Annotated in this window: 12 protein-coding genes; 2 read left to right on the top strand and 10 right to left on the bottom strand. The window is 65.4% G+C overall.

All coding sequences use genetic code 11. The annotated features are described in order from the left end of the window. Positions 1-106 precede the first annotated feature (106 nt). Positions 107-1,408: a CitMHS family transporter gene (locus GD429_RS34765; protein ID WP_152864028.1), complete on the bottom strand. Its 1,302-nt coding sequence runs from the start codon at positions 1,406-1,408 to the stop codon at positions 107-109. Between the two features lie 125 nt (positions 1,409-1,533). After that, positions 1,534-2,697 carry a CaiB/BaiF CoA transferase family protein gene (locus GD429_RS34760; RefSeq protein WP_152864026.1) on the bottom strand — a complete coding sequence of 388 codons (1,164 nt, stop codon included), beginning with the start codon at positions 2,695-2,697 and terminating at the stop codon, positions 1,534-1,536. Between the two features lie 277 nt (positions 2,698-2,974). Here GD429_RS34760 and GD429_RS34755 point away from each other — a divergent pair, with 277 nt between their 5' ends. Both GD429_RS34755 and GD429_RS34750 read left to right on the top strand, forming a co-directional pair. Then, positions 2,975-3,232 carry a hypothetical protein gene (locus tag GD429_RS34755; protein WP_152864024.1) on the top strand — a complete coding sequence of 86 codons (258 nt, stop codon included), beginning with the start codon at positions 2,975-2,977 and terminating at the stop codon, positions 3,230-3,232. 150 nt (positions 3,233-3,382) lie between these two features. Continuing rightward, positions 3,383-3,805 carry an NUDIX hydrolase gene (locus GD429_RS34750; protein ID WP_152864022.1) on the top strand — a complete coding sequence of 141 codons (423 nt, stop codon included), beginning with the start codon at positions 3,383-3,385 and terminating at the stop codon, positions 3,803-3,805. A 214-nt stretch (positions 3,806-4,019) separates the two neighbouring features. On the opposite strand, the gene GD429_RS41710 is transcribed toward GD429_RS34750, so the two are convergent. The 8 genes from GD429_RS41710 to cobW form a co-directional block, all read right to left on the bottom strand. After that, positions 4,020-5,204 (bottom strand): DUF262 domain-containing protein, encoded by a 1,185-nt coding sequence (locus GD429_RS41710; RefSeq protein WP_265334704.1) that lies wholly within the window; start codon positions 5,202-5,204, stop codon positions 4,020-4,022. After that, on the bottom strand, positions 5,167-5,718 hold the full coding sequence (locus tag GD429_RS34740; RefSeq protein WP_152864020.1) for a DUF262 domain-containing protein: 552 nt from the start codon (positions 5,716-5,718) through the stop codon (positions 5,167-5,169). Before GD429_RS34740 ends, GD429_RS41710 begins: the two co-directional genes overlap by 38 nt. A gap of 397 nt (positions 5,719-6,115) precedes the next feature. Continuing rightward, positions 6,116-6,688 carry a DUF1993 domain-containing protein gene (locus GD429_RS34735; RefSeq protein ID WP_321575093.1) on the bottom strand — a complete coding sequence of 191 codons (573 nt, stop codon included), beginning with the start codon at positions 6,686-6,688 and terminating at the stop codon, positions 6,116-6,118. Positions 6,689-6,860: 172 nt separating this feature from the next. Continuing rightward, positions 6,861-7,313, bottom strand: coding sequence for a YaiI/YqxD family protein (locus GD429_RS34730; RefSeq protein ID WP_152864018.1), 453 nt, complete (start codon positions 7,311-7,313; stop codon positions 6,861-6,863). Between the two features lie 271 nt (positions 7,314-7,584). Then, positions 7,585-8,193, bottom strand: a complete 609-nt coding sequence (locus GD429_RS34720) for a vWA domain-containing protein (RefSeq protein WP_321575092.1) — start codon at positions 8,191-8,193, stop codon at positions 7,585-7,587. Positions 8,194-8,261: 68 nt separating this feature from the next. Next, a complete protein-coding gene (locus GD429_RS34715) occupies positions 8,262-9,344 on the bottom strand; it encodes an ATP-binding protein (protein WP_152864014.1) in 1,083 nt (360 codons plus the stop codon). Next, entirely contained in the window at positions 9,341-13,153 is a 3,813-nt protein-coding gene (gene cobN, locus GD429_RS34710) for a cobaltochelatase subunit CobN (protein ID WP_152864012.1), read from the bottom strand. The genes GD429_RS34715 and cobN overlap by 4 nt, the downstream gene beginning before the upstream one ends. A 6-nt stretch (positions 13,154-13,159) precedes the next feature. Beyond that, on the bottom strand, positions 13,160-14,248 hold the full coding sequence (gene cobW / locus GD429_RS34705) for a cobalamin biosynthesis protein CobW (protein ID WP_152864010.1): 1,089 nt from the start codon (positions 14,246-14,248) through the stop codon (positions 13,160-13,162). Between the last annotated feature and the right edge of the window lie 4 nt (positions 14,249-14,252).

The raw sequence follows: 14,252 nt of genomic DNA, 5'->3' as shown, positions 1-14,252 counted from the left end.
CGAACGGCCGCGCCGTTCTCGAGAAAACGCCGGGCCGCCGCAGGATTTCGGCCCCGAAGGAAGTTCCCTCGGGGGGCCTGGCGCGAAACGACAGGCCCGCGCGCGCTCATAACGGAAACACGCCCGTCGCGACCGCGGCGAAGACCATCAGCACGGTGGCGGCGAACAGGAACGGAATCGTGAATTTCTGGTGCTCGGCGAGCTCGACGCCGGTCAGGCCGACGATCAGGAACGTCGCGGGCGTGAGCGGGCTCACCGGAAAGCCCGTCGTCATCTGGCCAAGCAGCGCGGCCTGCGCCATCTGGATCGGCGGCACGCCGAGCAGCTTGCCGCTTTCCGCGAGCACCGGCAACACGCCGAAGTAGAACGAATCGGGGTCGAACAACAGGCTGAGCGGCATCGACAGCAGCCCGAGCACGAACGGCATGTGGCGCGCATGCTCGACCGGCACGTGCGCGACGACGACTTCCGCCAACGCCTTCAGCATCCCGGTGCCGGACATGATGCCGGTGAACGCGCCGGCCGCGAGCAGCACGCTCGCCATCATCAGCGCGGCCTTCGCATGCGCGTCGATCCGCTCGCGCTGGGCCTGCACGTCCGGGTAGTTGATCACGAGCGCGGCGACCGTGCCGAGCATGAACATCACCATCGGGTCGACGATGCCCGACACCAGCGTGACGAGCACGACGAGCGTCAGCGCGAGATTGATGCGGAAGCGGCCCGGCCGGCGCAGCGCGCGTTCGGCGTCGGTCAGCTCGCGCGGCGCGACCGCGAGCGATGCCGCGCCGTCGCGATCGAGCCCGAGCCGCTTCGCCTCGCGTACGCCGAGCACGTACGCGGTACCGAACACGAACGCGAGCCCGACGATCTGCACCGGAATCATCGGCATGAAGATCGCCGAGCCGGGAATGTGCAGCGCCGCCGACGCGCGCAGCATCGGCCCGACCCACGGCAGGAAGTTGACGCCGGCCGCCATCGACGCGACGCATGCGAGGATACGGCGATCCATCCCGAGGCGCGTATAGAGCGGCATCATCGCGGGCAGCGTGACGAGAAACGTGACGGCGCCCGAGCCGTCGAGATGGATCAGCAGCGCGAGCAGCGCCGAGCCCATCACGATGCGCGGCGGATGGCAGCCGATCACGCGCAGCACGCCCGCGATGATCGGGTCGAGCATCCCCGCATCGGTGAGGATTCCGAAAAATAGAATCGCAAAAACGAACATCCCGGCGATCGGGCCGATGTTCTGTACGCCGTGCACGATGAACTTGCCGGTCGTCAGTCCGAAACCGGCCGCGAGCGACGCGGCCACCGGCACGACGATCAGCGCCACGAGCGGCGACAGCCGCTTCGTGATGATCAGGCCGAACAGCGCGACGATGGCGATCGCGCCGATCCATGCGAGCATGATGCATCTCCTCTTCAGCCGGTGCGTCCGTGTGCGGGCCGGCGTGGTGTCCGAACGGGGTGGTCGGCCCGCGCGGCCGCGCGCCGCCGTCGGGCGCGCGGCACGGCCGGCGGCCGCGATGCCGGTCAGTCCCGGCGGTTGTCGTGATCGTTATCGGCGCCGGCGAAGACCTGCGCCGCGTGTTCGTTCAGCACGGGCGGCGGCCGCCGGTACGTGGCCGGCGTGCGGCCGAGCTTGATCGGCGACGCGATGCCGCGATGCCGGCCCAGCTCGACCTTCATCTGCCGATGCGCGACATGCGGATGGTCGAGCGCCGCATCGAGCCCGAGCACGGGCGCGCATGGCACGCCGCGGCGCATCAGTTGCTCGGCGAGCGCCGCGCCGTCGTGCCCGGCCAACGCTGTTTCGAGCAGCGCGCGCAGTGCGGCGCGGTTCGCGCTGCGCGCGCGGTTGTCCGCGAAACGCGGATCGTCGAGCCAGCCGCGCGTGCCGAGCACGTCGCAGAGCGCCGCGAACTGCCCGTTGTTGCCGACCGCGAGAAAAATGTCGACGGTGGCCGTCGGAAAACTGTCGTACGGCGTGATGTTCGGATGCGCGTTGCCGGTGCGCACGGGCGCGTTGCCCGAATGGAAGAAGTTCGGCGTATGCGGATGCAGGATCGACAGCGCGCAGTCGAACAGCGTCGATTCGACGAACTGGCCGCGGCCGCTCGCGTCGCGCTCGCGCAGCGCCATCAGCACGCCGAGCGCCGCGTTCAGCCCGGTGACGAGATCGACGATCGGCACACCGACGCGCAGCGGCGCGCCGCCTGCTTCTCCGTTCACGCTCATCAGCCCAGCGAGCGCCTGCACGGCCGCATCGTAACCGGGCAGCCCGCCGAGCGGGCCGTCCGCGCCGAAGCCCGACACGCGGCAATAAACGAGGCGCGGAAACCGCGCATGCAGCGCGTCGAAACCGAGCCCCCAGCGCTCCATCGTGCCGATCTTGAAGTTCTCGACGACGGCATCGGCATGTTCGAGCAGGCCGAGCAGCCGCTCGCGGTCGTCCGGCTGCGTCAGGTCGAGCGCGACGCCGAGCTTGTTGCGGTTCACGCCGAGGAAATACGACGCGGTGTCGCCGTCGAACGGTGGGCCCCACGTGCGCGTCTCGTCGCCGGACGGCGGTTCGACCTTGATCACCTCCGCGCCGTGGTCGGCGAGGATCTGCGTCGCGTAAGGGCCGCCCAGCACCCGCGACAGATCGACGATGCGCAATCCCGTCAGCGCGCCCTGCTGCTCCCGTTCCGCCATGCGTCTCGCTCCTGGTTCCGGTTGATCGGACTGCCGGTTCCGGCAGCCGGCGCCTGCGGCGCGACTTTCCGGATTCGGCGAATAATTCTTGTATGTGAATTTATATTCACACTCAGGAATTATGTTGTCAAGCCCGGACGCACCCGGCGCGAAGCGCGGATAACGCCGCCGGGCGCGACTGGAGACGACACCAAACTCGGGCCGGTTGCGGCACCACCCCGCCCTTCGTTAAGCTGGCGGGCAACCTTCATCTCGAAAAAAGCAAGGCGGAATACTCATGAAACGGATCCTGCTGGCGGCCTTCATGCTGGCGTCGACGCTGGGCGTCGGACACGCGCAAACCCGGACATTCAATTTCGGCGAAGGACAGACGCAGATGCCGGCCGCTGCACCGCAAGCCGCCGCGCCGACCGCACGGCCCGCGCCCGCGCGCCGGCACGTGACGGTGCCGCCCCATCACCGGCGCGCCGTTCACCAGCGCCGCCATTCGCGCCACGCGAAGCCGACGCGCAGCGGGATCTACACGCACGCATGACACGGCTCACGCGGCGCGACGCCGTGCACGGAACTGTCACGAACGGCCGGTAAGATCTCTGCGGCTGCCTGCATGCCGTCGCGTCCCGCGGCCGGACAACGAACCGCCGACGCGCATTTTCTCCACGATTCAGCACCTGTTTTACCGAACATGAGTACCGGGCCGGACACTCTCGCCGTCATCAAGGAACGCGCCACGATCGTGTGCCGCCAGCGCAGCAGCGTGCTGCTGGTCGCCCGCACCGCGTCGCGCTGGTCGCTGCCGGGCGGCACGATCCGGCGCGGCGAGACGCCGCTCGAGGCCGCGCAGCGGGAGCTTGCCGAGGAAACGCGGCTGGAGGGGCTCGCGCTCGACTACGCGGTGCAATTCGGCGGGCTGACGAAGCTGCATCACGTGTTCGTGGCCGACGTGCCGGCGCACCTGACCCCGCGCGCGAGCAACGAAATCGCCCGCTGCAAGTGGTTCACCGTCGACCGGCTCGACACGCTCCGTGCGAGCGTGCCGACGCGCAAGATCATCGAGCTGCTGCGCCTCGACTGCTTTGCGGCGATCGCGGACGGCCCGCTGCGCTGACGTCACTTTTGAGCAGTCTGCCAAATCGAGTCGCGCGATGCGTAACTCGCAGTTGATATAGACCACTCAAAATGCCCCACTTCGAAATGCAGGGGTGAACTCACGACTTTATGCGAATCTTGACGAAATATTCATTAATTCAACGCCAACCAAGAACAGCGCCTAATAACGCAACCGCCAGCCATTGAAGGCTGGCGACCGCATTTTTCATCTACTATATTTCAGTTGCGATGTCGAGCATCGATGAAATTTCTTGCGCCCATCTCCCCGCGTCGCCCTCCCCCCAAACACTCTGCGCATTAATTTCAATAAATTTTTCGACAATTTTGAAATTTGATTTATTATATTGGGATTTTTTCTTTTTGAAATCAGATCCCTGTTTTATTTTATTGTTCAAGTCCTCATCCAAGGGAATCAAGTTTCCGATTGACCCAATCCAGTGATGCTTACTTGACTGATCCTCGATATGCTCAAGCGAAAATGTGCCGACCTGCAACTCTTGCGTGCCGTGCAGATAATTCTCAATTTTAGAGAATATTGTTTGTATGGTTTTCTTGTTGACATCGTTATCGGATGTGTAAACCAATCCACCCACGGCATCAGATATTCTTTGTGGATTTGGCCTCTTCTTCTGAAGATAGTGAGTCAGATCAGAGATAACATCCTTGGCAGCAGCCTTATTGGCGCCAGCATTGTGAAGATTTTTCGCAGCACGGGTGTACTTCCCCTCCAATCCGGAGGCCCTATCTTGACATAGATTTGAGAAAATGAAGTGAAACCTTTCCAGCTTAATGACTGTATTAGTAAAAGTGCTTTGATCAATGATCTTCTTGTTTCTGCACTCAAGGAGCGCCAAAAGAAATGGGCGAACCTGAGTGACGCGATACTGGTTAAGCAGATCAAAGGATTTTTTTATCACCCGCTCCTTTTGAACCTTCCAGTCAAGCTCACTTGGGGCACCTATCTTTCTATAAAGTTCCGCGGCATCCTTCAGCTGAAAGAGGAACTCTTGCGCATCCGAAATAACTCCTTTTTTCAAAAAATCCTTAAAGCTCTTGTAAAGCCTATCATCGGAGGCGAACGCGTACTTCGAGTTCCAATAGTGTCTGAAAAATGTTTCCAAATCTGAAAATCTGGTAATTGATTTTCTTATATCACCCCAAATATATTTAGCATCGTCATTTGGGTGGACTTGGTTATAGTTTTTAAAAACCCAATTCTTTATGAGATCAACAGACGTGAGGCTTAGGCCGCGGGCGTTGAGCGTTTCAAATATTGTGTATGCGTCATCTTCGTTTTTTGCGGTAACAAGAATGAATTTCAAATAATTAAGAACCTGATCTCTCAGCGCCTTGGTTGCCTCAACTGGAGATAGGCCAGCTATACCAAACTCCTTCAGTTTTTTCTTGAGGGTTGAAAATGCGGCCAGCAGAAGTGTCTCCTCTTCCGTTTCCGCTTTTTTTCAGTTTAGACGGATTGAGCGCTTGAAGCTCATTTTGGAAGAACGGTTTTGGACTTTCGTTGATTAATTTAAAGTATTGCTTCCCATCGTTGTCGGTGCCTTCGATCACATTTTTATACAACGCAGTAGCAGCAGTTGATTCCCCAAGCTCACTCAACCTATCGACGATCACACGTAAGAGTATGGTTAGCGTAGTGAGGCGCTGTTGACCATCGACAATCAAATATTCTGGCCTAGAATCTTCCCCAACCAAAACAATACATCCGATGAAATATTCTTCATTGCGAATTTTTTTCCCGGAAGTTAGCTTGATTTGCTGAACAACATCATCCCAGAACTCTTCGACCTCCTCGGTCTGCCATGAATACTCCCTCTGGAATCGAGGAACGATATATTTTTTATTTGGAGAGAATATTTCGTTTGCGGATCTGGTTTCTGCGTTAAGTTCCATCTGTGGAAAACCCCGTATGATGTTTTTGACGTAAATTTTTATGTGCCCAGCAAGAGTGCCAATGCAAATGGCTCACTAGCGCTGGGGAGGCTGTCGACAAAATAGAAGCAATTTTCGCGACAAGCACAATGCTACATCCTGAGAAGGACTTCGTAGACTAGATGTGATTGACGAAAAAGACAACTCCCAAAGGCACCATCGAACGACTGCCACGGCTCTAGTGCATTGAAATTCATATGCACATAGTTTATGTTGACAGTCACATATCGCAATAGCAGCTAAACTTTGGTCACAGCGCACCTACCTGAGTCTCAGGCTTTGCTCAACGCTGTCCTCAGCCGTGCACGTACCCAATGGCCGTCTCGTTGACGGCAAGGAGCACCGCCGGCTTGACCACTCACCCCTGAGGAATCGTGCCGGGCCGCACGTACGCGAGCATGTGCGACACGTAGTCGGCCTTGCCGAGCTCGACGCCGTGATGGCGCAGGATCGAGTACGCGGCGATCGCGTGGAAGTAGAACTGCGGCAGCGCCCAGTCGCGCGCGTATTGTTCGCCCGTCAGGTCGAACGCGACGCCGTTCGGCAGTTCGAGCGCGATCGGCAGCGCGGCGGCGCCATCGAGCGCATCCGGTGCGAGTTCGCCGAGAAACGCGAGCGTGCCCGCGATGATCGCCTGCGCGTCGCTCAGCGAGCCGGGCTGCGCATCCGCATTCCATCCGGCTTCGCGCAATGCCAGCAGCGCGGCCGGCAGCGGCTCGCCGCGCAGCCGGTAGACCGGCTCCATCGCCTGGAAGCACGAGAAGCGCACCTGTGCTGCGAGCGGATACATGTCGGCCGCCAGCTTCAGCGTCATCGCCGCGTCGGGCTCGCCGCCCGCGGCCTGCCGGTGCGCGACAGCCTTGTCGAGCCATGCTGACTGCGCACGCAGCATCTGGGTAAAAGTCGGAACGAGAAGTTGGGTCGGTGACACGCGTGCGCTCCTGTGTAATGGTTCGCGCCACGATATCAGCGTCGGCGAAAACCTGCATCCGGCCCTGGGCGAAGCACACGTTCCGATGCGGATCCTGCGCATTGCCGTGTGGCGCGTGCGAGCGCTTCCGTATGTGGAACGATCGATTACGACTGGCCGCCGAAACGCGGCTTTACGGCTTGCCGTATCGCGCCAGGAAGCGGTCGAGCTGCGATGCAAACGTCTTGCCGTCACGCGCGCTGAACGGCGCGGGCCCGCCTGTGTCGATGCCCGCGCTGCGCAACTGCTCCATCATCGCGCGCGTCGACAGGCGCTCCTCGATGTTCTCGCGGCTGAACCAGTTGCCGCGCGGGTCGAGCGCGTGCGCGCCCTTGTCGAGCACGGCGGCGGCCAGCGGGATGTCGGCGGTGATCACGAGGTCGCCGGCCTCGGCCAGCTCGACGATGCGTGCGTCAGCCACATCGAAGCCGGCCGGCACCTGCACCGCCTTGATGAACGGCGACGGCGGCGTGCGCAGAAACTGGTTCGCGACCAGCGTCACGCGGATTTCGGCACGACGCGCGGCGCGAAACAGCATGTCCTTGATGACGGCGGGACACGCGTCGGCATCGACCAGTACTTGCATGGCAGGTTTTCCAATGGGGAGAAGCAGAAGCGGCGATCATATCGCACCGCCGGCCGCGGCCTTGCGGCCGTCACTCGGCCCGCTAGGTCTGCGAAGTCCGCGATGTCTGCGATGTCTGCGATGTCTGCGATGTCTGCGATGTCTGCGATGTCTGCGATGTCTGCGATGTCTGCGATGTCTGCGATGTCTGCTAGGTCTGCGAAGTCCGCGATGTCTGCGAGATCTGGTGGTCCGTGAGGCCCGCGAGGTCCGTGAGAGCTGCAAGGCCCGCTCAACCCGCGAGGTCCATGCAAAGCGCACCAGCCGCCACCCACTGCGCGCCCCACGCAGCAGCGAGCCGCACGCCCTGCCCGATCCGCACGGCCGCGTCGTCGAAGTCGACGAACACGACATGATCGGCCGCCGCGGGTTTCGCCGGCGCTTCGCGCGTGCGGCCGTCGGACAGCACCCACAGCCAGCGCTGCTTGTCGGGCGCACGCCGCGCTTCGCGCGCGAGCAACTGCGCGGCGGCCGCGATGCCATCCGCGAGCGGCGTGCCGCCGCCGCCGTCGACCGGTTCGAGCCAGCGCGCGTTCCACCAGCGCGGCACGGCCGGGCCGAAGCGCCGCGCGGCGCCGTTGCCGCCGAAGCAGATCAGTGCGGTTTCGACGCGCTCGCGCGCCGCTCGATCGAAATACGCAACGATCAGCCCCTTCGCCAGCGCGAGCCGGTCGTGCGACAGCATCGACGCCGAACAATCGAGCACGAAGCAATGCAGCGCGTGCGGCGTACCGGCCCGCTTCCGGAAGCGCAGATGGCCGTGGTGCAGCGAATCGCCGCGTTTTGCGGCGAGTGTCGCCGGCCACGCAACGGAAGTGCCGGTGCGCGCCGTGCCCGGCACGCGCGCGGCTGCGCCTGACTGCCATCGAGGACCGCGAACGGCATTCGCGGCGGCGCCTGCTCGATGGCTCAGCGTTTTTTTAGCGGCAGCGGCACGACGCTTTTCACGTCGCGCAGCCCGGCGGGTTCGGGCGGCAGGTAGCCCCAGTCGCCCTGCGATGCGGCGGCGTTCTTCGTCGCTCCCGGTTGGTCCTCCGGCCGCTGGCGCGCATCCGGCGGTGAACGACCGTTGCGTTCGTCGCGTTCGCCGCCCGGCTGCGACGCGCCGGACGACGGCGGCGTACCCGCATGGCGCCGGTGCCGCAGCACCGCTTCGGCCACGCGTTCCACATGCGACACCGTCACCGCCTCGGCCCGTTCCAGCGCGGCGAGTGCGCGCGCGGCGCGCAGCATCACGAGATCGGCGCGCAGCCCGTCGACGGCCGCGTCGATGCACAGCGCGCTGACGCGCGCATGCACCGCATCGTCGAAATCGAGCCTCGCCAGCCGCGCTCGCGCCGCATGAATCCGGTCGCCGAGTTCGCGCTGCGCGGCTGCATGACGGGCGCGGAACGCATCCGGATCGAGATCGAATGCAAGCCGCGCCTTCACGATCCGCTCGCGCTGCGCGGCATCGAAGCAATTTTCCAGTTCGACCATCAGCCCGAAGCGGTCGAGCAATTGCGGGCGCAGCTCGCCTTCCTCGGGATTCATCGTGCCGACCAGCACGAAGCGCGCATCGTGCGCGTGCGATACGCCATCGCGCTCGACGATGTTCACGCCGCTCGCGGCGACGTCGAGCAGCGTATCGACGAGCCCGTCGGCAAGCAGGTTCACTTCGTCGACATACAGCACGCCGAGATGCGCGCGCGCCAGCAGGCCCGGCCGGAAGCGCACGCCGCTTTCGGCCAGCGCATGTGCGAGATCGAGCGTGCCCGTCACCTGTTCGTCGCTCGCCGACAGCGGCAGCGTGACGAACTGCCCTTCGGGCAGCAGTTCCGCGAGGCCGCGCGCGGCGGTCGATTTCGCGGTGCCGCGCGGCCCGCTCACCAGCACGCCGCCGAGCGACGGGTCGATCGCGGCGAGCAGCAGCGCCTGCTGCAATGCGTCCTGCGCGACGAGCGCCGCGAACGGAAAGACCGCGCGCGCGCGGTGCAGCGTCGGATCGGTCATCGCCGTCCTCCTTCCTGGAGTTGTTCGCTTTCGAGCCAGACCGCTTCGATCCGCTCGCGATAATCGCCCGGCTGCTGCCACAGGCCGCGCTGCATCGCCTCGACGAAGCGTTCGCAGATGCCGTGCAGCGCCTTCGGGTTGTGCCGTTCGAGGAACGCGCGCGTGTCGTCGTCGAACAGGTACGCGTCGGCGACGAGCGCGTACTGGTGGTCGGACAGCACGCGCGCGGTCGCGTCATAGCCGTACAGGTAGTCGACGGTCGCGGCCATTTCCGCCGCGCCCTTGTAGCCGTGGCGCTTCACGCCGTCGAGCCATTTCGGGTTGACGACGCGCGAGCGGATCACGCGCGCGATCTCCTCGCGCAGCGTGCGCATCTTCGGCGCGACCGGGTTCGCATGGTCGCCGTGGTAGATGCTCGGCTGCTGCCCTGACAGATGCCGCACGGCCGCCGTCATCCCGCCCTGGAACTGGTAGTAGTCGTTCGAATCGAGGATGTCGTGCTCGCGGCTGTCCTGGTTCTGCACGACGACGTCGATCGTCGCCAGCCGCTCGCCGAACACGTCGGGTGCGGCGTCGCCCGCGCTGTTCTGCGCATACGCATGCCCGCCCCACTGGCGGTAGGCATCGGCGAGATCGGCGTCGCTCTGCCAACGGCGCTGGTCGATCAGGTCCTGCAGGCCCGCGCCGTAGCTGCCCGGCCGCGCGCCGAACACGCGCCAGCCGGCGCGGCGCCGCGCTTCGTCGGGCGCCACGCCCTGCGCGATCCATTTCGCGCGTTCGCGCTCGATGCGCGCGCGGACCGGGTTCAGTTCCTCGGGCTCGTCGAGTTCGGCGACGGCCTGCACGGCCGCGTCGAACAGGTGCATCAGGTTCGGGAACGCGTCGCGGAAGAAGCCCGATACGCGCAGCGTCACGTCGATGCGCGGCCGGTCGAAGATCTCGATCGGCAGGATCTCGAAATCGGTCACGCGATGGCTGCCGTGCGCCCATTTCGGCCGCACGCCGAGCAGCGCGAACGCCTGCGCGATGTCGTCACCGCCCGTGCGCATCGTCGCCGTGCCCCATACGGACAAGCCGATCGCGCGCGGATAATCGCCGTGATCCTGCAGATGGCGCTCGATCAGTTGCTGCGCGGATTTCAGGCCGAGCGACCACGCGGCCTGCGTCGGCACCGCGCGCGTGTCGACCGAGTAGAAGTTGCGGCCGGTCGGCAGCACGTCGGGGCGGCCGCGCGACGGCGAGCCGCTCGGCCCCGGCGGCACGAAACGGCCGTCGAGCCCGCGCAGCAGCTGGCGCATTTCCTCGCCGCCGCATGCGTCGAGCGCGGGCATCAGCGTCGAGCGTACGCGTTCGATCACCGCGAGCGTATGCGGCCATTCGCCCGGCGGCGTCGCATCCGTGCCGGCGTTGCCGCCCGACACGGCTGCGCACAGCCCGTCCAGCCATTGCTGCGCGAGCCGTTCGAGCCGCTCGCGCGTATCGCCCGCATGGCGCCACGGCGATGCATCGAGCGCCTGCAGGATCGCCGGCCGCGGGCCGGCCCACGGTGCGGCCCAGTCGGCCGACAACGGATCGAAATCGTCGCCGAGCGTCAGGTCGCGCGCGAGCGCGCCGATCAGCCCAGCGCGCGCGCCCTTGCCGTCGCCGACCGGAAAGCGCGCGAGCGCGAGCAGCGTGTCGCGCCGCTGACGATCGGCCGGCGACAAGCCGAACACATGCAGCCCGTCGCGAATCTGCGCTTCCTTCAATTCGCACAGCCATGCGTCGACGCGCGTCAGCAGCGCATCCTCGTCGCCCGCGTCGCGCGGCGGCGATACGCTCAGTTCGTCGTGCAGCCGGTGTTCGGCGATCGTCGCGAGGATCGTCTTCCTCAGCAGCTTCGCGCGCCGCGCATCGACCATCAGCGCTTCGTAGTATTCGTCGACCTGCCGTTCGAGATCCTGCAGCGGGCCGTAGTTTTCCGCGCGCGTGAGCGGCGGCATCAGGTGATCGACGATCACGGCTTGCGCGCGGCGCTTCGCCTGGCTGCCCTCGCCCGGATCGTTGACGATGAACGGATACAGGTGCGGCAGCGGCCCGAGCGTCAGGTCGGGCCAGCATGCGTCGGACAGCGCGACGCTCTTGCCCGGCAGCCATTCGAGGTTGCCGTGCTTGCCGAGATGAATGACCGCGTCGATGCGATACGCATCGCGCAGCCAGAAATAGAACGCGAGATACGCATGCGGCGGCACGAGATCCGCGTCGTGGTAGCTCGCGTAGTCGTTCTCGCCGCGCGAGCGCGACGGCTGGATCCCGACGAACACGTTGCCCGCGCGCCAGCCCGCGATCGTGAAACGCCCGTGGCGCAGCGTCGGGTCGGCTTCGGGCGGGCCCCAGCGTTCGTTCAGCGCGTCGCGCACGGCCGCCGGCAGCCGCGCGAAATGCGCGACGTAGTCGGTCAGCGCGAAGCTCTGGAACGCCGGGCGCAGCGCATGCACGGCCGCGTCGTTGGTCACGCCTTCGGTGAGCCGCGCGATCAGCGCGTCGCCGTCGGGCGGCAGGTCGCCCACCGCGTAGCCCGCGTCGCGCAGCGCCGCGAGCACGCGCAGCGCGGACGCCGGCGTGTCGAGCCCGACGCCGTTGCCGATCCGCCCTTCGCTTTGCGGATAGTTCGCGAGGATCAGCGCGACGCGCTTGCTCGCGTTGTCGAGCATGCGCAGCCGGCACCAGCCGCGTGCCAGCGCCGCGACGAACGCGATCCGCTCGGCGTCCGGCTGGTAGCGCACGACGTCGACCTCGGTGTGCGGGCAGCGATACGCGAGCCCCTTGAAACTCACCGCGCGCGTGACGATGCGCCCGTCGACCTCGGGCAATGCGATATGCATCGCGATGTCGCGCGCATGCAGGCCCTGGTTGTCGGCCACCCACGCGTCGCGATTGCCGCCGGACAGGATCACCTGCAGCACCGGCGCGTCGCCGGCGAGCACGTCCGGCTCGGCGGCATCGATCGCGCCGGCCGCGAACGCGGTCGTGTTCAGCACGAGCGCGACGCCGTGCGTGTCGCAGAGCTGCGTGATGACCTCGCGGCTCACCGCGTCCTTCAGCGACGTCACCGCGATCGGCAGCGGATTCAGCCCTTCGTGGACGAGCGCGTCGGCCAGCGCGTCGAACACGGCCGTGTTCGCGGCCTGCCAGTGCGCGCGATAGAACAGGATCGCGACGACCGGCGCGCCGGGCGTCCAGCGCGGCCGCCAGTCGTCGACGCTCGCGCGGTCGCGTGCCGGGTGATACAGCGCGGCGGCCGGCAGCGGGCGCGGCGGCTCGGGTTCGTCGCCGAAGCCGAGCGTGTGGAAGGCGATGCTGCGCAGCAGCGCCTCGGCGTTGTGCACACCGCCTTCGCGCAGGTAGCGCCACCACAGCCGGCACAGGTCGGGCGCGACCGTGCTTTTCGCGACGAGGTTCGGGTCTTCCTGCAGGTCGCCCGAGAACATCGCGAGCTGCTGAGCGCGCTTCGACGCAAGCGACACGGCCTGTTCGATCCCGTACGGCCAGTACGCCTCGCCGCCGAGATGATCGATCACGACCGTCTTCGCGTGGCGCAGCACGTCGTCGACATAGAAGTCGACGGACGCCGGCTGCCGCAGGAACGTGACGTTCGCGAGCCGCACGCTCGGGAAGCCGGCCGGCAACTGCGGCACGACGCTCGCGAGCAGCGACAGCGTCGTGTCGGCCGAGCTCAGGATCACGATGTCGGCCGGTTGCTGGTCGATCCGGACGACGCCCTGCGTATCGTCGACGAAGCCGCCCGGCGTGGTGCGCAGCAGATGCATCGTGCGTTACGCCTGTTGCGGTTCGGCCGCGCACGCGGCGTCGAACGCGCGTTGCAGCGCGGCCGCGTCGAGATCCTCGCCGATCAGCACGAAACGGCTCGCGCGCGTTTCGCCGTCCTGCCAGCGGCGGTCGAAATAGCTGTCGAAGCGGCGGCCGACGCCCTGGATCACGAGCCGCATCGGCGCGCCGGGCAGCGCGGCGAAGCCCTTCGCGCGGTAGATCGTGTGCGCTTCGACGACGCGCTGCAGCGCGGCGATCGTCGCTTCGCGCGAGCCCGCGTCGCCCGACACGACCACCGAGTCGAAATCGTCGTGATGGTGATCGTGATCGCCGTCGTCGGCCGAGCCGTGATGGTCGTGGCGCAGGTGGATCGTTTCCTCCGACGCCGATTCGAGGCCGAGCAGCATCGCCAGGTCGAGCTCGCCGCGCGTCGCGCGCACGATCTTCACCTGCGGCGGGATCTCGTCGCGGATCGCGGTTTCGATCTGCGCGAACTGCGCGTCGCCGACGAGATCGGCCTTGTTCACGATCACGAGATCGGCGGACGACAGCTGGTCGGCGAACAGCTCGTGCAGCGGCGATTCGTGGTCGAGGTTCGGGTCGGCGCGGCGCTGCGCGTCGACGGCCTGCGGGTTTTCCGCGAACTGGCCGCTCGCGGCGGCCGGCCCGTCGACGACGGTCACGACCGCGTCGACCGTGAAGCTGTTGCGGATCGTCGGCCAGTTGAACGCCTGCACGAGCGGCTTCGGCAATGCGAGCCCCGACGTCTCGATCAGCACGTGGTCGATGTCCGCGCGGCGCTCGACGAGCGCTTCCATCACCGGATAGAACTCTTCCTGCACGGTGCAGCACAGGCAGCCGTTCGCGAGCTCGTAGAGCTGGCCCGACGCTTCGTCCTGCGCGCCTTCTGTCTCCTCGCAGCCGATGCCGCAGCCCTTGAGGATTTCGCCGTCGATGCCGAGTTCGCCGAATTCGTTGACGATCACCGCGATGCGGCGGCCTTCGGCGTGCTGCAGGATGTGGCGCATCAGCGTCGTCTTGCCGCTGCCGAGAAAGCCCGTGACGATCGTGACGGGCAGCTTGCGTAGGGTCATGGAA

It is taken from the genome of Burkholderia sp. BE17 (assembly GCF_009362305.1).
In the GTDB taxonomy this organism is placed as follows: domain Bacteria; phylum Pseudomonadota; class Gammaproteobacteria; order Burkholderiales; family Burkholderiaceae; genus Burkholderia; species Burkholderia pyrrocinia_C.
This window is presented reverse-complemented; position numbering and strand designations above follow the sequence as displayed.